Source organism: Rhodoferax koreense (assembly GCF_001955695.1).
Lineage (GTDB): Bacteria > Pseudomonadota > Gammaproteobacteria > Burkholderiales > Burkholderiaceae_C > Rhodoferax_B > Rhodoferax_B koreensis.
Genome location: NZ_CP019236.1, coordinates 5,456,412 through 5,474,092, shown reverse-complemented (window position 1 = coordinate 5,474,092; position 17,681 = coordinate 5,456,412). Strand labels below are relative to the sequence as shown.

Sequence of the window (17,681 nt, the reverse complement as noted above, 5' to 3'; positions counted from 1 at the left end):
ATACGCAGCCGTATCAGGGGTGGCGCATGGTGGCGCAGGTCGCGGCCGTCAGGCCGGGGCCGCCAGCGTCAATCTCCGGCCGTGACCTGGCGGGCCTTGAGGGCGGCGATCTCGGCTTCGCCGTAGCCGACTTCGCGCAACAGGGCGCTGGTGTGTTCACCCAGCAGCGGCGGCTGCAGGCGGATGCCGGGGCGCTCGCCGTCGAGGGTCAGCGGCATCAACGGCGCCTTCGAGGCGCTGCCGTCGTTCATGCGGATCGGCGCCAGGCCGCCGGTGGCATTGAGGTGCGGGTCGTCGAAGAGTTCGTGCGGCCGGGTGATCGGAGCGAACGGCAGTTCGTTGGCCTCGAACACGGCGCTGAGCTCGGCCGCGCTGCGCCCGGCCAAGTGCGAGCGCAGGAGCGGCATCATCCATTCGCGCGCCAGCACGCGGTCGTTGTTGGTCTTGAGGCGCGGGTCGGCCAGCAGTTCTTCCAGGCCGAAGGCCTTGCAGAAGATGGCCCATTGCTTGTCGCTCACCGCGGCCAGGAAGATCTGTTCGCCGTCCTTCACCGTGAACACGTCGTACACCGCCCAGGCCGAGATGCGGCTGGGCATCGGGTCGGCGGCGCGGCCGGTGGCGGCGAACTGCATCATGTGCTGCGCCACGAGGAAGACGTTGTTCTCGAACAGCGCCGACTGCACTTCGCATCCCTTGCCGGTGATTTCGCGCTGGCGCAGCGCGGCCATGGCGCCGATGGCGCCGAACATGCCGCCCATGATGTCGTTGACGCTGGCGCCCGCGCGCAGCGGATCGCCCTGGCGGCCGGTCATGTAGGCCAGGCCGCCCATCATCTGCACCACCTCGTCGAGCGCGGTGCGGTGGTCGTAAGGGCCGGGCAGGAAACCCTTGTGGCTCACGTAGATCAGGCTTGGGTTCAGCGCCTTCAGGCTGTCGTAGTCCAGGCCGAGCTTTTTCATCGTGCCGGGCTTGAAGTTCTCGCTCACGATGTCGGCCGTGGCGATGAGGCGCAGCGCGGCCTCCACACCATCGGGCTGCTTCAGGTCCAGCGCGATGCTCTTCTTGTTGCGGTTGAACATCGGAAAGAAACCCGAGCCCGAGCCGAGCAGGCGGCGTGTGTTGTCGCCTTCGATGGGTTCGATCTTGATGACCTCCGCACCCAGGTCGCCGAGCAGCATGCCGCATGTCGGGCCCATGACCATGTGGGTGAATTCGATGACACGGATACCGGCGTAGGGCAGCGCGTTGGGCTCAGACATGGGTTTTTCCTTGAACGAATCCTTTGGGCAGGCCGGCTTCGGGCGTCATGCCATAGACCGGTTCGCCGGGCAGGCCGGCCATCAATGGCGCACGCGCGGCGAGGAGCTTTTCAAGATCGATGCCGGTGGAAATCCCCATGGCCTCGAACATGAACACCAGGTCTTCGGTCACGACATTGCCCGAGGCGCCAGGCGCGTACGGGCAGCCGCCCAGGCCACCGAGCGAGGCGTCGAAGGTGCGCACGCCTTCCTCGATAGCCGCGAGGCAATTGGCCAGGCCCAGGCCGCGTGTGTTGTGCATGTGGGCCGCGCCGGCCCGGTCGCCGAGCTCCGCGCGCAGGCGGCGGAACAGCCGGCGCACCTGGGCCGGGTTGGCGTAGCCCACGGTGTCGGACAGGCCGGCTTCGTCGGCGCCCGCGGCCACGCATTGCGCGGCGAGCCAGATCACCTCGTCCTCGGGCACATCGCCCTGCAGCGTGCAGCCGAAGGCGGTGGAGATGCCGGCTTCCAGCTTGACGTGTGGTGCGAGGTCGCGGCGCAACTCGGCGATGGCGCGCACTTCGTCGATCATCTCCTCGCGCGTCTTGCGGACGTTGGCCAGCGAATGCGCGGCGCTGGCCGAGACCGGCATGGTGAGCTTGTGCACGCCGGACGCAAGCGCGGCCTCGGCGCCGCGCCGGTTCGGCACCAGCGCCATCACGGTGAGGCCCGGCAGGGTGACGGCATGGCGCACCACCTCGGCGGCATCGGCCATCTGCGGCAGCAGGCGCGCCGGCACGAAAGAGGCGACCTCGATCTCGCGGATTCCGGCGCGGTGCAGCGCATCGATCCAGCGCAGTTTGTCGGCGGTCGGCATGGTGGCCTTCACCGATTGCAGGCCGTCGCGCGGGCCGACCTCGCTGACGAGAATGTCGGGAGTTGTCATCCCGGGATTCTGACCGATGGCGCCTATCCGGCGCCGCGGTGCGGATTGGTTCATTCTTGTCGCCAATGACATCCTGCTTCGTTTTATCGCCGAAACGTCACAACCAATAATCGGCTGGTTGATCATTTATAGTATGACTAAATAGGGTCATGCTTCACAAAGCGAGGGGGTCGTGATGTTTGCGACAGGCAATGGCGTCGAGCTCATCAGTTACCGGCAACCGCAACCGGCCGAGCGCAAGAGCCAGCATGCGCGCATCGTGCGGGAACTCGGGGTGCAGATCGTCTCGGGGGCGTGCAGGCCCGGCGACAAACTCCCTGCCGAAGCGCTGCTCTGCGCCCAGTACAAGGTGAGCCGACCGGTGTTGCGCGAGGCCAAGCGTGTGCTCGTGGCCAAGGGGCTGGTCAAGTCCAGGCAGCGCTCTGGCGTCATCGTGCGGCCACAGTCCGACTGGCATCTGCTGGACCCGGATGTCCTGTATTGGTTCATCCAATCGAAACCGCGCCATGAGTTCGTCGGCAAGCTCCTGGAGGTCCGGCGCATCTTCGAGCCTGCGGCAGCGGGCTTGGCCGCGCGCGTGGCCAGTGCCTCTTCCTTGCAGGCGATCTCGCGCGCCTACGAGCAGATGGAGGCGGCCACCACCCCCGAGGCGCTGCTGGAGCCCGATCTCGCGTTCCACCGCTTGATTGCGGAGGCCACCGGCAACGAGTTGATCGCCTACATCGGCAACATGCTGTCGTTGGCACTGCGTGAATCGATCAAGCTCAGCAGCCAGCACCCGAACACGCATGCGCTGTCGCTGCCCAGGCACAAGGCCATCCTCACGGCTTTGCTCAATCATGATGCGCTGGCCGCGCGTCAGGCCACCCTGGTCCAGCTCAAGGGCACTCAGGACGACTTGAACGATGTGATCGAGAGCGACATCTAGCGGGGCCGTCCGCTGCCGTCGCAGGAAATCGGGCAACGCGCCACGTGCCGGGCGCGAAAAAAATGGATGTCTGAGTCCGCCGTGGGACCTTGCAATAAGTAAGTCCTTAGTTACCTCAGAAGTAGTGCTTTCCCTATATGGCCGACGTCTTGTTTTTTTATAGTATGACTACAAGGCCGAATGCAGTGATACGTGGTGACGACCTGTCCCACCTCCTACAGCACCATCTTGAATGAACAACTTACACAGCCATCGCGAAGTCGTTGCGCCGAGGCTGTGGGGTTCAGGCGATGGTGTCCAACTCGGCCGACCGGCACCTGCAGGCCAGCAGGGCGCGCATTTCCGGCTTCGACACAGCGCGCGCCGGGCGTTTGAATCTCGGCAGTCGCAGGCGTCTCAAGGCTGGGTGTGGCCACATCGATCCCGGCAAGAAAAAATGGACTCATCACCGTGCTGCGCGTGCCAGCCGGATGAAAGCGACATGCGTCAGTGCCACCATTCGCGATGCGGCAGAACAAGGAGGCAACCACCGCGCGCGCTGTGACGTCGTTTGCGTCGGCTCCCCGAAACAGAGGCCGCGCGGCGGAGCGTCATCCCGTTCAGTCGTCATGCGGCTTGTCCACGGCCGCACCACTGAAGTTTGAGCGATCCGAAAAATACAAGGAGACAAAGTCGATGAGAAGCATTTTGAAGAACGCACTGCTCGCGGCAGCCGCGGCGTTGCAGATGTTCGGCGGCGCCCATTCCCAGGAGCTGATCTCCAACGTCCCCCGCAAGGAGACGCTGATCATCGAGAACCCGGAGGGCACGATCAAGAACGCCGGCTGGTTCAACATCTGGGCCATCAACGCGGGCGGGCAATCGAACGGCCTGCACCAGCTCGCGACGGACACCTTCTGGTACATCGATCCGAACAAGGGCATCGATGGCGTGTGGGACAACTCGCTTGCGTCGGACAAGCCGATCTACAACGCGGATTTCACCGAGATGACGGTGAAGCTGCGCAAGGGCATCTTCTGGAGCGATGGCGTGGAGTTCACCTCTGCCGACGTGTTGTACACGGTGGAGACGCACATGAACACCAAGGGTCTGCGCTGGAGCGCGCCGATCCAGATCAACGTGGCCAGCATCACCGCGCCTGACCCTTACACCGCGGTGTTCAAGCTGAAGAAGCCGAACTCGCGCTTTCACGCGCTCTTCACGGTGCGCTGGAACGCGATGTGGATGATGCCCAAGCACATCTTCGAGAAGGCCGGCGATCCGCAGAAGTTCGCTTTCAATCCGCCGGTGTCGCTGGGTTCGTACACGCTCAACAGCTTCGATCCGAACGGCAAGTGGTTCATCTGGCAAAAGCGCGAAGACTGGAAGCGCACGACGCTCGCGCGGTTCGGCGAACCGGGGCCGAAGTACGTCGCCTATGTCGATGCCGGCCCACCGGACAAGCGCGTCATTGCGCAGATGAACCACCAGCTCGACATCATTCACGACACCTCGCCCGAGGGCATGTTCACCATGGCCAAGCAGGCGAAGTTCTCGCACGGCTGGTTCAATACCTTTCCGTACGCGCATCCTGATCCCACCTTGGCGGCGGTGATCTTCAACAACCAGAACGAACTGTTGAAGAACCGCGACGTGCGCTGGGCGCTGGCGCTTCTCGTCGACATCAAGGCGGTGTCGATGGCGTCGTACCGAGGTGCTGCGAGCATCTCGGCGATCGGTGTGCCGCCGACCGGCTCGCACCCCGAGAATTACCACATACCGATGGAGTCGTGGCTCAAGACCTTCGAAATCGACACCGGCAAGCGCAAGATCAAGCCATACGATCCCGGCGTGGGCAAGCAGATCGCCGAGATGCTGCGGCCGTCGCTCAAGGATCAGATCCCGAGCACGCCGGCCGACATCGCCAAGGGCTTCGGCATGGGCTGGTGGAAGCCTGACCCGGTGGCGGCCGCGGAGCTGCTCGAGCGCGCCGGCTTCAAGAAGGTCGGGGCACAGTGGATGACGCCGGACGGCAAGCCTTTCACCATCAAGATCACCGTCGAAGGCGAGGCCCGCCCGGTGATGACACGCGCAGGCTCGATGGTGGCGCAGCAGTGGCGGCAGTTCGGCATCGACGCCGCCATCACCGTGGCGCAGGGCACGCTGAACGACCGCCGTGCCGCCGGGGACTTCGACGCGATCATCAGCTGGAGCGTGGAAACCTGGGGTGGTCACCCCGACCTTTCGTTCTTCCTGGACAGCTGGCATTCGCAGTTCGTCGCGGCACCTGGCCAACCGCAGCCGCCGCGCAACTGGCAACGCTGGTCGAGCCCCGAACTCGACAAGGTCATCGAAGAAATCCGCACGGTCGGCTTCGACGATCCGCGCGGCGTGGAACTTGGCCGCGAATACGTCAAGCTGGCGGTGCGCGACATGCCCTCGATTCCGCTGATGGCCTACAACGTGTTCACGGTGATGGACGACACCTACTGGACGGGTTATCCCAATGCCGTCACCGCGCCCTATACCGATCCAGTACCCAACTGGGGCAACACCAAGTACATGATGGTCAAGCTCAAGCCAAAGCAGTAAGCGGCAGCAGGCCATCCCATGAAGAGTTACGCAGCGTACCTGCTACGCAGGTTTGGACAGTTCGTGCTCGTGATGTTCATCGGCATGAACGTCGCCTTCGTGGTGACCCATGCGACACCCATCGATCCGGTCGAGCAGTCCATTGCGGCAGCCACGTCCTTCGGCAGCACCAGTCCGGAGGCGATTGCCATGATGCGCGAATCGCTGCGCGAGCTGTATGGACTGCAGGGCGGCATCTGGGAGCAGTATGTCGGCTTCTGGAAACGCGTGGTGGTGCTCGACTTCGGGCCGTCGCTTTCGGCATTTCCCACGCCGGTGTCGACTTTGATCTGGCGCGCCCTGCCCTGGACGGTCGGGCTGCTGCTGGTATCGACCGCGATCACCTGGGTCCTCGGGAATCTGCTGGGTGGCCTGGCCGGCTATCTGCACAACAACCGCACGCTGAACGTCACCGGCCTGCTGGTGATGGGGTTTCATCCCATCCCTTACTACATCGTGGCGCTTCTGCTGCTGATCGTGTTCGGCTACGTCTGGCCGGTGCTGCCCATCACGGGCGGCGCGCAGATGAACATGGCGCGCGGCTGGAATTTCGACTTCGTGGTCAGCGTGGTCAAGCACTCGGTATTGCCGGTGCTCTCGCTGGTCATGGTCGGGCTGGGCGGCTGGTTCATGGGCATGCGCTCGCTGGTGTCGAACATCGTCAGCGAGGACTACGTGGTGTATGCCGAACTCGGCGGCGTGGCGAAGAGCCGCATCCTGCGCTCGTACGTGATGCGCAATGCGCTGGTGCCGCAGGTCACCGGCCTCGCGATGTCGCTCGGTGGCATTTTCAACGGCGCCATCATCACCGAGCAGGTTTTCGGCTACCCCGGCATCGGCGCGTTGATGATCGACGCCGTGCATGCCGGCGACTACAGCCTCGTGCTCGGGCTGACGTCGGTCTCGATCGTCGCGGTGTCGGCCGCCGTATTGCTGATCGACATGTTGTATCCGCTGCTTGATCCACGGGTGAAACTGGCGTGACCCTATGCTGAAGATTCTGCGTGACTTATTGCGGCACAACCGGGGCTTCGCCGGGGGCGTATTTCTGCTTGGCTTCGTGCTGTCGATCGCGGCGCTGTCGTTCGTGTCGCCCTACAACCCGCTCGACAGCTATGTGGTGCCGCCGGACATGCCACCCGGCTGGCCACACGTTCTGGGCACCACCTCGCGCGGGCAGGACGTTTTCTGGATGCTGACCTTCGCCATCCGCAACACGCTGGCCTTCGGCCTGCTGGTCGCGCTGATCAGCCGGGTGCTGTCGCTGGTCATCGGTCTCGTCGCGGGTTATGCGGGCGGCTGGGTCGACCGCTTGCTGATGTCCATCAACGACACCTTCATCGTGATCCCGCTGTTCCCGATCCTGGTGCTGTTCTATTTCGTGATGCGCGACAAGATGTCATGGGTGGCGTTGGCTGGTGTGATGGCGTGCCTGGGTTGGGCTTACGACGCGCGCCTGATCCGCTCCGTGGCCATGAGCCTGCGCACGCGCGAGTTCACGGAGACCAGCATTTTCTCGGGCATGAGCGTGCCGCAGATCCTGGTGAAGGAGCATTTGCCGTACGTCTTGCCGATCGTGTTTTCGACCACGATGAACAACATCAACTGGTCGATCGGCCTGGAGGTCACGCTGTCGGTGCTCGGGTTCACCGACATCAACACGCCGACCATCGGTTCGATGATCTACTGGGCCAACCAGCACACCGCGATGGTGGCCGGCGTGTGGTGGTGGATCGCCTTTCCGGTGGCCTTGGTCATCATGACCTTCCTCGGCCTGTTCCTGCTGGCCGTCTCGATGAACGAATTCATCGACCCGCGCAGCCGTCTCGGAAGGGGGAAGGAATGACGACCGTTTCGCAAGCCAGGCCGGTGGTCGAAGTCAGCCGCCTGCGCGCCTACTACCAGACGCACCAGTTCGGCGTGCAGCGCGACGTGCGCGCGGTCGACGACGTCAGCCTCAAAGTGATGCCCAACGAGATCTACGGCCTGGCCGGCGAATCGAGCTGCGGCAAGAGCACGCTGATCAAGACGATCGCAGGCGCGATCCGCCCGCCGCTCAAGGTCCAGGGCGGCCATGTCGTCTTCAACTTCGGCGGGCGCGAGATGGACCTGTACCAGTCCACACCCGAGGCCCTCGACGCGATCCGGTGGAAGCATCTGTCTTACGTGATGCAGGGCTCGATGGGCGTGCTGAACCCGGTGCGCCGCGTGAAGCATTCCTTCGTCGACTTCGCCTACCGGCACATCCACAAACCGATGCCCGAATTCATGGCGCTGGTGCGCCACCACCTCGGCCGCGTGCACCTCGGCCCGGAAGTGCTGGAAGCCTTCCCGCATGAGCTCTCGGGCGGCATGCGCCAGCGCCTGGCGATCGCACTGGCAACGGTGTGCAAGCCCGAACTCATCATCGCCGACGAGCCCACCACGGCCCTCGACGTCATCGTTCAGAAGGGCGTGCTCGGCATGATCCGCGAGGTGCAGCGCGAGCTCAAGACCTCGATGATCTTCGTCACCCACGACATGGCGGTGCACGCGCACTTGTGCGACCGTCTCGGCGTGATGTACGCCGGACGCCTGATCGAAGAAGGCGCCACCCGGGACATCTTCAACCACCCGCGCCACCCGTACACCACACACCTGATCGCAAGCCTGCCGCGCATCGGCAGCACGGTCGCGATCAAGGCGCTCGAAGGTGCGCCGCCCAATCTGGCCGACCCGCCCAAGGGCTGCCGGTTCCATCCGCGCTGCCCGCTGGCCATGGACATCTGCCAGCAGCAGGTGCCGGCCTTTGCCGAAGTCGCGCCGGGGCATCGGGTGGCCTGTTTCGCGGTGAATCCGGTTGCGGTTGCCGAGCCGGTGGAGGTGGCCGCGTGACGGCGGCCCTGCTCGAGTTGCGCAACGTGGTGCGCAGCTATTCCAAGGGTGGCCTGTTCGGCCGCAGCGCGCGTGCCGTCGACGACGTGAGCTTCGAAGTCGGCGCCAACGGGCCCGAAATCCTGGCCATCATCGGGGAGTCGGGCAGTGGCAAGACCACGCTGGCCCGCATGATTCTCGGCACGGTGCGCGCCACCAGCGGCCTGATCCGCTTCAAGGACTTCGACCTGGCGCGGGTCCGAAATCGCAAACAGCGCATGGACTTCATGCGGCAGGTTCAGCCCATCTTCCAGAACCCGTTCGAGGCGTTCAATCCGTTGACCCGGCTCGATCGTTATCTGCTCTCGACGGCGCGTCACTTCGCCGATGCGCGCACCGACGAGGCGGCCGCTGCGGCCAGCGACGCCGCATTGCGCAAGGTGGGCCTGTCGCTTGCCGAAGTCAAGGGCCGCTTTCCGCACGAGATGTCGGGTGGCCAGCTGCAACGCGTGGCCATCGCGCGCGCGCTGATCGGGTCCCCTTCGCTGCTGGTGGCCGACGAGCCGGTGTCGATGGTCGACGCGTCCTTGCGCACCGCCATCGTCGATCTTTTCAGGAAGCTGCGCGACGAGCTCGGCGTGTCGATCATCTACATCACGCATGACCTGGCCACGGCGTACAGCATCAGCGACCGCGTCGTCATCATGCGACGCGGCGTGGTGGTGGAGGCTGGCGAGGCACGCGCCACGCTCGATCATCCGCAGCATCCGTATTCGATAGAACTGAAGGCGGCTGTCCTGTCGCCGGACGTGTTCCCGGTCGTGGCACCCGAACTGGCGTCTCCCGACCCTCTTTGATCTTCATCCACAGGAGTATCACGTCATGCGCAAGGTATCCGTTGTTTTGAATTCCCAAGCGGTGATCGGCGACACCGATCCGCGCCTGTTCGGCGCATTCGTCGAGCATCTGGGCCGCTGCGTGTACGGTGGCATCTACGAGCCGGGCCATCCCACCGCCGACGAGCAAGGCTTCCGGCACGACGTACTGGAACTGGTGCGCGAGCTCGCGCCGACGATCATGCGGTACCCCGGCGGCAACTTCGTGAGCGGCTACAACTGGGAAGACGCCGTCGGCCCCGTCGACAAGCGCCCGCGCCGGCTCGACCTCGCGTGGATGTCGACCGAGCCGAACACCTTCGGCACCAACGAGTTCATCGACTGGTGCCGGCTGGCCGACATCGAGCCGATGCTGGCCGTGAACCTGGGCACGCGGGCCGGGGATGCGGCGCGCAACCTGGTCGAATACTGCAACCATCCAGGCGGCACGGCCTGGTCGGACCTGCGCAAGGAACACGGTTGGGAGAAGCCGCACAACGTCAAATTCTGGTGCCTCGGCAACGAGATGGACGGCCCCTGGCAGATGGAGATGAAGACGGCCGAGGAATACGGCCGGATCGCCACCGAGGCCGCCAAGATGATGAAGTGGATCGACCCGAGCATCGAGCTGGCCGCCTGCGGCTCTTCCGGCCGCAACATGCCGACGTTCGGCGCGTGGGAGGACACGGTGCTGCAGCACACTTTCCCGCATGTGGAGTGGATCTCGCTGCACACCTACGTCAACAACTACGCCGGCGACACACCGGCCATGCTGGCCAGCCCCGACTTGATGGACGGCTTCATCGAGGAAGTGGTCGCCATCGCCGATTCGGTGGCGGCGCGCGCGCATTCGAGCAAGCGGATCATGCTCAGCTTCGACGAGTGGAACGTGTGGTACCGCACCCGCCGCAACAAAGCCGAGCGCGTTAAGCCGGGCTGGCCCGTCGCCCCTGAGATCCTGGAGGAGATCTACACGATGGAAGACGCGCTGGCCTTCGGCGGCATGTGTCTTTCGCTGCTCAACCACGCGGACCGCGTCAAGTGCGCCTGCCTGGCGCAACTCGTGAACGTGATTGCGCCGATCATGACGGAAACAGGCGGACCCGCCTGGCGCCAGACGATCTTCTTCCCGTTCGCGCAAATGAGCCACTTCGGTCGCGGTCGTGTGCTGCGCGCGGAAGTCGATTCGCCGACCTACGCGGCCAGCTACTTCGACCCGCGGGGCAAGGACGATCTCTATTTCCCGATGCCGGCGGTGCCCTACCTGAAGATGGCCGCGGTGGAAGACCCGGAAACCGGCGCCGTGACGATCTTTGCGTTGAACCGGCACTTGGAGGAATCGATGCCGCTGGACGTGGCGCTCAAGGACTTCGGCACGCCGAGCCTCATCGAGGCGCTGCAACTGCGCCACGACGATCTGAAGGCGACCAACACCAAGGCGCATCCGGATGAGGTGGCGCCGACCGCCTTGACGGGGGTGTCGCTGTCGGCCGATCGCATCCAGGCGACCTTGGCGCCTGCCTCCTGGAACATGATCCGCGTTGGCAAGCCCTGAGGGCGGTACGGCGGGTGATGCTATTTTTTTGGTAGCAACCAGCGCAGATACTACATGCGCTAAAGGCTGAAAATTCACATCTGAAGCTTCGTTCGGAGGCAGAATACTGCCCTCCGCATGGTGACCAATCCGGCGGCCCAGGGGGCTGATTCCGTGCATTTTGGTCACTTATCAACGCCTGATTCTGCAATTGATGCGTGTCCAGGGTTCGAATACAGTCGAACCATGACCCGTGCCGAATTTCTGCCAATGCCCAAGGGCGTCTGAGCGCCGGCGCCTCCTTTTCCGCATTCTTTTTTCAACCTTCCTCAGAGGCCCCCACCATGACCGATCGCACCACCACCGGCGAACTGCAAGTCGCCACCAACCTCTACCGCTTCGTCGAAGACCAGGTGCTGCCCGGTACCGGCGTGGAACCGGCGAAGTTCTGGCAGGGCTTCGATGCCATCGTGCGGGATCTCGCGCCCAAGAACATCGCGCTGCTGGCCGAGCGCGACCGGCTGCAGACCGAGCTCGATGCCTGGCACAAGGCGCATCCCGGCCCGATCACCGACATGCCGGCCTACCGCGCCTTCTTGGAGGGCATCGGCTACCTCGTGCCGCCGCCGGCCAAGGTGACGGCGACCACGGCCAATGTCGATGCCGAGCTCGCGCTGCAGGCCGGCCCGCAACTGGTGGTGCCGGTGCTGAACGCGCGCTACGCGCTCAACGCGGCCAATGCACGCTGGGGCTCGCTGTACGACGCGTTGTATGGCACGGACGCGATTTCCGAGGCCGACGGTGCCGAAAAGGGCAAGGGCTACAACCCGGTGCGCGGTGCCAAGGTCATTGCCTTCGCGCGCGACGTGCTGGACCACGCCGCACCGCTGGAGAACGGCTCGCACACCCAGGTCACTGGGTACAGCGTGAAAGACGGCCAGCTCGTGGCGACTCTGCACAGCAGCAGCACGGGCCTGGCCGATCCGACGGTCTTCGTCGGCTACCAGGGTGACGCAGCCGCGCCGACCTCGATCCTGCTGCGCCACAACGGCATCCACATCGACATCCAGATCGACCGCACCACCACCATCGGCAAGACCGACCCCGCCGGCATCAGCGACGTGGTGCTCGAGGCCGCGCTCTCCACCATCCTCGACCTGGAAGACTCCGTGGCCGTGGTCGACGCCGACGACAAGGTGCAGGCCTATGGCAACTGGCTCGGCATCCAGCTCGGCACGCTGACCGAGGAAGTGCAGAAGGGCGGCTCCACGTTCACGCGCCGCCTCAACGCCGACCGCCAATACACCGCACCCAACGGCGGCGAACTCACGCTGCACGGCCGTTCGCTCATGTTCGTGCGCAACGTCGGCCACCTGATGACGAACCCGGCCATCCTCTATGCGGGCGGCAAGGAGATTCCGGAAGGCATCATGGACGCGATGGTCACCGTCACCATCGCCATGCATGATTTGAAGCGCAAGGGCAATTCGCGCACCGGCTCGGTCTACATCGTCAAGCCGAAGATGCACGGCCCGGCCGAAGTGGCCTTCGCGTGCGAACTGTTCAGCCGCGTGGAAGCGGTGCTCGGCCTGCCGGAGAACACCGTGAAGCTCGGCATCATGGATGAGGAGCGCCGCACCAGCGTCAACCTCAAGGCCTGCATCGCCGCCGCCAGCGCGCGCGTGGCCTTCATCAACACCGGCTTCCTGGACCGCACGGGCGACGAGATGCACACCGCCATGCAGGCCGGCCCGATGATCCGCAAGGGCGACATGAAGGCCAGCGCCTGGATTGCCGCCTACGAGAAGAGCAACGTGCTCACCGGCCTCTCGTGCGGCCTGCGCGGTCGCGCCCAGATCGGCAAGGGCATGTGGGCCATGCCCGACCTGATGCACGCCATGCTGGAGCAGAAGATCGCCCACCCCAAGGCCGGCGCCAACACCGCCTGGGTGCCGAGCCCCACCGCCGCGACCCTGCACGCGCTGCACTACCACCAGGTCAACGTGGCCGAGGTGCAGAAGGAGCTGGAGAAGATCGACGCCAATGCCGAGTACGACAAGCTGCTGAACGCGCTGCTGCAGATCCCGGTGACGGCCACGCCGAACTGGACCGATGCCGAAAAGCAGCAGGAGCTGGACAACAATGCCCAGGGCATCCTTGGCTACGTGGTGCGCTGGGTCGATCAGGGCGTGGGCTGCTCCAAGGTCCCCGACATCCACAACGTCGGCCTGATGGAAGACCGCGCCACGCTGCGCATCAGCAGCCAGCACATCGCCAACTGGCTGCTGCATGGCGTGGTCAGCGAGGCGCAGGTGAAGGAAACCTTCGAGCGCATGGCCGCGGTGGTCGATGGCCAGAACGCAGGGGATCCGCTGTACAAGAACATGGCCGGCCACTTCACCACCTCGGCGGCTTACCAAGCGGCCTGCGACCTGGTGTTCAAGGGCCTGGTGCAACCGAGCGGCTACACCGAGCCGCTGCTGCATGCCTGGCGGTTGAGGGTGAAGGCGGGCGCCTGAGCGCCACACCTGACGACCGGCGTCCGGCCGGTCGCCTCGCACGGCTGCCGTTCAGGGGCGGCCGTGCTGGCTGTTCTGGCTGTGTTGACTGTTCGGGTCGCCCGTCGTGCGCCGGTGGTACCGGCGCCGCTCCGCGCGGCGCTGCACCGTCCGACGGCGCGCAGCGAGGCTGAACTTGGCGATTTGCGCCAAGACATACAGCACGACCGCGCCGAGGGCCCAGGGCTTGATCTCGTTGATCAAGCCGCTGAGGAGCAGGGCGGCGCGTGCCTTGTCGCGCTCCTGGTCGCGCGGCGCGTTTTGCATCTGGAGATTGTTTTCCCGAGCTTGCTGCTGGCCGGTGCCGTCCCAGTTGCGCTTGCGCACGCCGGGGTCGCCGCTGTCTGCGGCCTGGTTGCCGTCGACGAGGGCGGTATCGACGGCGCTGCCCTTGGTGTCGAGCGCCCGCACCGCGTCGGCCACGTCGGAATGGGCCAGCTCCTCAAGCACGGGTTTGGACACCTCTCGGATGGAGCGCCCGAAATCGCGCTCCACTGCGGCGGGCGCCGGCAAGCTGGCCGTGCCCGGGGAAGACGCGGGTTTGGCGCCGGGAATGGCAGTTGCCGCAGCGACCAGGGCGGCATTCGTCGGCGATGCGGTGCCGGGGTTCGCGCTGGCGGTGCCGGCGTCAGGCGCGTCGTCCGCGGTGCTGCCGGCGTCGGTGGAGGCCGTATCCTCGCGGCTCAGTGGCGCGGCCTGGGCAGGCGGGAGCGACAATGCAGCCAGCAAGGCGCAAGCCGCCCAAATGCTTCGATCCAAAGCGCCCACCTGCATCTCGATTCCCCTGACTGACCCCGGCCACATTGACCTTCCGTGTAGGACTGGTCCGACGAAAACACGAGTTTAGCGTTTGACTTGGTGAATTTGCTCACGATTTACCCGAACAAAACACGGATTGCGCGCCAAAATCGTTAATTGGCTTCAATTCGTGAAACTGTGCACAATCCAACGCGGTCTTTTCATGCCTCTGAACAAATCATCCCTCGATCCTGGCCTGTGCCCCCTGTGTGGCGGTCCGAATCGCTGCGCGTCGGAAACAGGGCGACTCACCGGTCAGGCGCAGCCGCCGTGCTGGTGCATGGCCACACCGATTCCGGCCGATGTGCTGGCGCGGATCCCGGCCCCGGCGCGGGGGCTGGCCTGTGTGTGCCGGCGTTGCGCGCAGGCGGGCCAGGCGGCGCCGGCCGGCGGGCTTCTATGATTGCGGACTGATTGCAACCCAACCTGGAGAAATGTCATGCCCACGTACCACATCGAAATGATGGAAGGCCGCACGGTCGAACAGAAGAAGAAACTGGTGGCCGAGATCACCCGCGTGTCGGTGGAGATCCTCGGCGGCTCGCCGGAATCCGTCGACATCCTGATCACCGACATCCCGCGCCACAACTGGGCCACGGGCGGAGTGCTCTGGTCGGAGCCACGACCGGCCGGCTGAACCCGACGCGTGGGCACGCGGTAAAGTGCAGGCATGTGCCAACTGCTTGGAATGAACTGCAATACGCCCACCGACGTGGTGTTCAGCTTTACCGGTTTCGCCGAGCGCGGCGGGCGCACCGACCACCATGCGGACGGCTGGGGCATCGCGTTCTTCGAGGGGCGCGGGCTGCGGCATTTCGTGGACCATGAGCCGGCCTGCGCCTCGCCGGTGGCGGAGCTGATCCGCCATTACCCGATCAAGAGCAAGAATGTCATCTCCCACATCCGCAAGGCCACGCAGGGCGTGGTGGCGCTGGAGAACTGCCATCCTTTCGTGCGCGAGCTGTGGGGCCGTTATTGGGTCTTCGCGCACAACGGCGACCTGAAGGATTTCCATCCGCGGCTGCATGCCGCCTTCCAGCCCGTGGGCAGCACCGACAGCGAACGCGCGTTCTGCTGGATCATGCAGGAGATGGCCAAGTCGCATGCCGGCGTGCCCTCGGTCGCCGAGCTCACCATCACGCTGCGCGAACTGGCCGCGCGCGTCGCCAGCCACGGCACCTTCAACTTCATGTTGTCCAATGGCCAGGCCCTGTGGGCGCATGCGTCCACGCACCTGCACTACGTGGAGCGAAAACATCCCTTCGCCGATGCGCAGCTGGCCGACGAAGACCTCCACATCGATTTCGCGCGCACCACCACGCCGGACGACCGCGTGGCCGTGGTGGTGACTGCGCCGCTCACCACCAATGAAGCCTGGACCGCTTTTGCGCCGGGCGAACTGAAGGTGTTCGTGGACGGCCGGGCCGTGTGATCCCGGGGTGAGGCTGCGCGCGGGCGAAATGCACACGCGCCGCGCACGCGCCGTTCACGTGAAGTTCACAATCCCGGGCCAGAATCCCGGCTTTGGTGGCATCGCGGGTCTTTTTTCGTCCCGGCCGCCGCTACTCTCTTCCGCGCGCTGCCCACCATGAAAAGCACTTCCCCCCAACTGGCGGTGGACCACCACCCGTCAGGCTTCACCTGGGTGGATGGCGTCGTCCTGCTGACGCTGCTCGGCCTGTTCTGGAGCGCGCTGCACTTCGGCCACGGCATGCTGGTGGCTTTCGATCCGGCCAGCGTGCCGGAGCTCGATTTCGACACCGCCCAGATTCCCTATTACGCCGGCCGCACCTTGCTGCGCATGTGGATCGCCTTCGGCTTCTCGCTGCTGTTCGCCATCTCGCTGGGTTACCTGGCGGCGAAGCACAAGGCCGCGCGGGCGGTGATCCTGCCGGCGCTGGACATCCTGCAGTCGGTGCCGGTGCTGGGCTTCCTGTCGGCCACGGTAGCCGGCTTCATGGCGCTGTTCCCGGGCAGCCTGCTCGGCGTGGAATGCGCGGCAATCTTCGCCATCTTCACCGGCCAGGTGTGGAACATGGCCTTCGGCTTCTACCATTCCATGGTCACCGTGCCCATCGACATGCAGGAGGCCGCCTCCACCTACGGCCTGAGCCGCTGGCAGCGCTTTCGCGTCGTCGAATTGCCGGCTTCGGCGCACAGCCTGATCTGGAATTCCATGATGTCGTTCGGCGGCGGCTGGTTCTTCGTGGCGCAGAGCGAGGCCATCAGCGTGATGAACAAGGACATCAAGCTGCCCGGCCTGGGCTCCTACATGGCCATGGCCATCGAGAAGGGGGACAACCGGGCCGCGGCATGGGCGGTTCTGGCCATGCTGGCGCTGATCCTGGCGAGCGACCAGCTGGTGTGGCGCCCGCTGTTGGTCTGGGCCGACAAGTTCAAGATCGAACTCACCGAGTCCAGCGTGGCACCGACCTCCTGGGTCCATGCCTTGCTGCGTGGCACCTACGTATTCACCTGGCTGGGCCGGCGCGTCGTGCAGCCGGTGCAGGATGCGATGGATCGGCTGTGGCGACGCGCAAGACCCTCCACCGGCGCAAGGCGCCCGCAGGAGAGCGCCGGCTGGCCGTTGCGCGTCGCTGGCCTGGCGGTCGCGGCATGGCTGGGCTATGAGGTGATCCTTGGCGTGTTCGCAGGCATCGCGGCGCTGCACGGCGCGCTCACCCTCGGCCTGTTCGGGCATATCGCGTGGCTGGGTTGGCTGACCCTGCTGCGGGTGCTGGCCATGACGGTGCTGGCCACGCTGGTCTGGACGCCGGTGGGCGTGTGGATCGGCTCCCACCCCAAGGTGGCCCGCTACGCGCAGCCGCTGGCGCAGATCGGCGCCTCCTTCCCGGTGAACATGACCTTTCCCATCGTGGTGGGGCTGTTCGTCGCCACCCACACGCCGATGAACTGGGGCAGCATCCTGCTGATCGCCATGGGCACGCAGTGGTACATCCTGTTCAACGTGATCGCCGGCGCCATGGCGATCCCGAACGAGATGAAGGAAGTCGCCAGCATCTACGGCCTGCGCCGCTGGCAGCGGTGGCGCACGCTGATCCTGCCGGCGATCTTCCCGTTCTGGGTAACGGGGGCCTGCACCGCCGCCGGCGGCGCCTGGAACGCCAGCATCGTCGCCGAACTCGCCACCTGGGGCGACACCACGCTCAAAGCCGATGGCCTGGGTGCCTTCATCGCCGAGGTCACCAAGAGCGGCAACACGCCGCTGATCATCACCAGCATCGGCGTGATGTCGCTCTACGTCGTGGCCATGAACAAGCTGGTCTGGCGCCGGCTCTACGGTTTTGCAGAACGCCGCTTCCGGCTTGATTGACTTTGCC

The 17,681-nt window shown here is 65.1% G+C and carries 15 protein-coding genes; 12 read left to right on the top strand and 3 right to left on the bottom strand.

Annotated features, from left to right (window positions below):
* Positions 1–68: 68 nt before the first annotated feature.
* Positions 69–1,259: a CaiB/BaiF CoA transferase family protein gene (locus RD110_RS25350; protein WP_076203434.1), complete on the bottom strand. Its 1,191-nt coding sequence runs from the start codon at positions 1,257–1,259 to the stop codon at positions 69–71.
* Positions 1,252–2,184 carry a hydroxymethylglutaryl-CoA lyase gene (locus tag RD110_RS25345; protein WP_076203431.1) on the bottom strand — a complete coding sequence of 311 codons (933 nt, stop codon included), beginning with the start codon at positions 2,182–2,184 and terminating at the stop codon, positions 1,252–1,254. The genes RD110_RS25350 and RD110_RS25345 overlap by 8 nt, the downstream gene beginning before the upstream one ends.
* A gap of 175 nt (positions 2,185–2,359) precedes the next feature.
* Between RD110_RS25345 and RD110_RS25340 the strand changes: the two genes are divergently transcribed.
* The 8 genes from RD110_RS25340 to RD110_RS25305 all read left to right on the top strand — a co-directional run bounded on the left by RD110_RS25340 (position 2,360) and on the right by RD110_RS25305 (position 13,503).
* A complete protein-coding gene (locus RD110_RS25340; RefSeq protein ID WP_239467119.1) occupies positions 2,360–3,112 on the top strand; it encodes a FadR/GntR family transcriptional regulator in 753 nt (250 codons plus the stop codon).
* Between the two features lie 675 nt (positions 3,113–3,787).
* Positions 3,788–5,683: an ABC transporter substrate-binding protein gene (locus tag RD110_RS25335; RefSeq protein ID WP_076203429.1), complete on the top strand. Its 1,896-nt coding sequence runs from the start codon at positions 3,788–3,790 to the stop codon at positions 5,681–5,683.
* A gap of 18 nt (positions 5,684–5,701) precedes the next feature.
* Positions 5,702–6,706: an ABC transporter permease gene (locus RD110_RS25330; RefSeq protein ID WP_076203426.1), complete on the top strand. Its 1,005-nt coding sequence runs from the start codon at positions 5,702–5,704 to the stop codon at positions 6,704–6,706.
* A 4-nt stretch (positions 6,707–6,710) separates the two neighbouring features.
* On the top strand, positions 6,711–7,568 hold the full coding sequence (locus tag RD110_RS25325) for an ABC transporter permease (RefSeq protein ID WP_076203423.1): 858 nt from the start codon (positions 6,711–6,713) through the stop codon (positions 7,566–7,568).
* Positions 7,565–8,596 (top strand): ABC transporter ATP-binding protein, encoded by a 1,032-nt coding sequence (locus RD110_RS25320; RefSeq protein ID WP_076203420.1) that lies wholly within the window; start codon positions 7,565–7,567, stop codon positions 8,594–8,596. The genes RD110_RS25325 and RD110_RS25320 overlap by 4 nt, the downstream gene beginning before the upstream one ends.
* Complete coding sequence (locus RD110_RS25315; RefSeq protein WP_076203417.1) at positions 8,593–9,432, top strand: ABC transporter ATP-binding protein; 840 nt, start codon at positions 8,593–8,595, stop codon at positions 9,430–9,432. Before RD110_RS25320 ends, RD110_RS25315 begins: the two co-directional genes overlap by 4 nt.
* A gap of 25 nt (positions 9,433–9,457) precedes the next feature.
* Entirely contained in the window at positions 9,458–11,005 is a 1,548-nt protein-coding gene (gene arfA / locus RD110_RS25310) for an arabinosylfuranosidase ArfA (protein WP_076203414.1), read from the top strand.
* A 323-nt stretch (positions 11,006–11,328) separates the two neighbouring features.
* Entirely contained in the window at positions 11,329–13,503 is a 2,175-nt protein-coding gene (locus tag RD110_RS25305; RefSeq protein WP_076203412.1) for a malate synthase G, read from the top strand.
* Between the two features lie 51 nt (positions 13,504–13,554).
* On the opposite strand, the gene RD110_RS25300 is transcribed toward RD110_RS25305, so the two are convergent.
* Positions 13,555–14,259, bottom strand: coding sequence for a hypothetical protein (locus RD110_RS25300; RefSeq protein ID WP_076203409.1), 705 nt, complete (start codon positions 14,257–14,259; stop codon positions 13,555–13,557).
* A 244-nt stretch (positions 14,260–14,503) separates the two neighbouring features.
* Between RD110_RS25300 and RD110_RS25295 the strand changes: the two genes are divergently transcribed.
* The 4 genes from RD110_RS25295 (at position 14,504) to RD110_RS25280 (ending at position 17,674) form a co-directional block, all read left to right on the top strand.
* Positions 14,504–14,743, top strand: a complete 240-nt coding sequence (locus RD110_RS25295) for a cysteine-rich CWC family protein (protein ID WP_076203406.1) — start codon at positions 14,504–14,506, stop codon at positions 14,741–14,743.
* A 36-nt stretch (positions 14,744–14,779) separates the two neighbouring features.
* A complete protein-coding gene (locus RD110_RS25290; RefSeq protein WP_076203403.1) occupies positions 14,780–14,977 on the top strand; it encodes a 4-oxalocrotonate tautomerase in 198 nt (65 codons plus the stop codon).
* A gap of 33 nt (positions 14,978–15,010) precedes the next feature.
* Positions 15,011–15,772, top strand: coding sequence for a class II glutamine amidotransferase (locus RD110_RS25285; protein WP_076203400.1), 762 nt, complete (start codon positions 15,011–15,013; stop codon positions 15,770–15,772).
* Between the two features lie 156 nt (positions 15,773–15,928).
* Positions 15,929–17,674 carry an ABC transporter permease gene (locus tag RD110_RS25280; RefSeq protein ID WP_076203397.1) on the top strand — a complete coding sequence of 582 codons (1,746 nt, stop codon included), beginning with the start codon at positions 15,929–15,931 and terminating at the stop codon, positions 17,672–17,674.
* Positions 17,675–17,681 lie beyond the last annotated feature (7 nt).

Coding starts and splice junctions, on each gene's coding strand:
- RD110_RS25335 (WP_076203429.1), top strand. CDS start 3,788: ATGAGAAGCATTTTGAAGAACGCACTGCTCGCGGCAGCCGCGGCGTTG.
- RD110_RS25330 (WP_076203426.1), top strand. CDS start 5,702: ATGAAGAGTTACGCAGCGTACCTGCTACGCAGGTTTGGACAGTTCGTG.
- RD110_RS25345 (WP_076203431.1), bottom strand. CDS start 2,184: ATGACAACTCCCGACATTCTCGTCAGCGAGGTCGGCCCGCGCGACGGC.
- RD110_RS25350 (WP_076203434.1), bottom strand. CDS start 1,259: ATGTCTGAGCCCAACGCGCTGCCCTACGCCGGTATCCGTGTCATCGAA.
- RD110_RS25305 (WP_076203412.1), top strand. CDS start 11,329: ATGACCGATCGCACCACCACCGGCGAACTGCAAGTCGCCACCAACCTC.
- RD110_RS25325 (WP_076203423.1), top strand. CDS start 6,711: ATGCTGAAGATTCTGCGTGACTTATTGCGGCACAACCGGGGCTTCGCC.
- RD110_RS25320 (WP_076203420.1), top strand. CDS start 7,565: ATGACGACCGTTTCGCAAGCCAGGCCGGTGGTCGAAGTCAGCCGCCTG.
- RD110_RS25295 (WP_076203406.1), top strand. CDS start 14,504: ATGCCTCTGAACAAATCATCCCTCGATCCTGGCCTGTGCCCCCTGTGT.
- RD110_RS25285 (WP_076203400.1), top strand. CDS start 15,011: ATGTGCCAACTGCTTGGAATGAACTGCAATACGCCCACCGACGTGGTG.
- RD110_RS25290 (WP_076203403.1), top strand. CDS start 14,780: ATGCCCACGTACCACATCGAAATGATGGAAGGCCGCACGGTCGAACAG.
- RD110_RS25340 (WP_239467119.1), top strand. CDS start 2,360: ATGTTTGCGACAGGCAATGGCGTCGAGCTCATCAGTTACCGGCAACCG.
- RD110_RS25280 (WP_076203397.1), top strand. CDS start 15,929: ATGAAAAGCACTTCCCCCCAACTGGCGGTGGACCACCACCCGTCAGGC.
- arfA (WP_076203414.1), top strand. CDS start 9,458: ATGCGCAAGGTATCCGTTGTTTTGAATTCCCAAGCGGTGATCGGCGAC.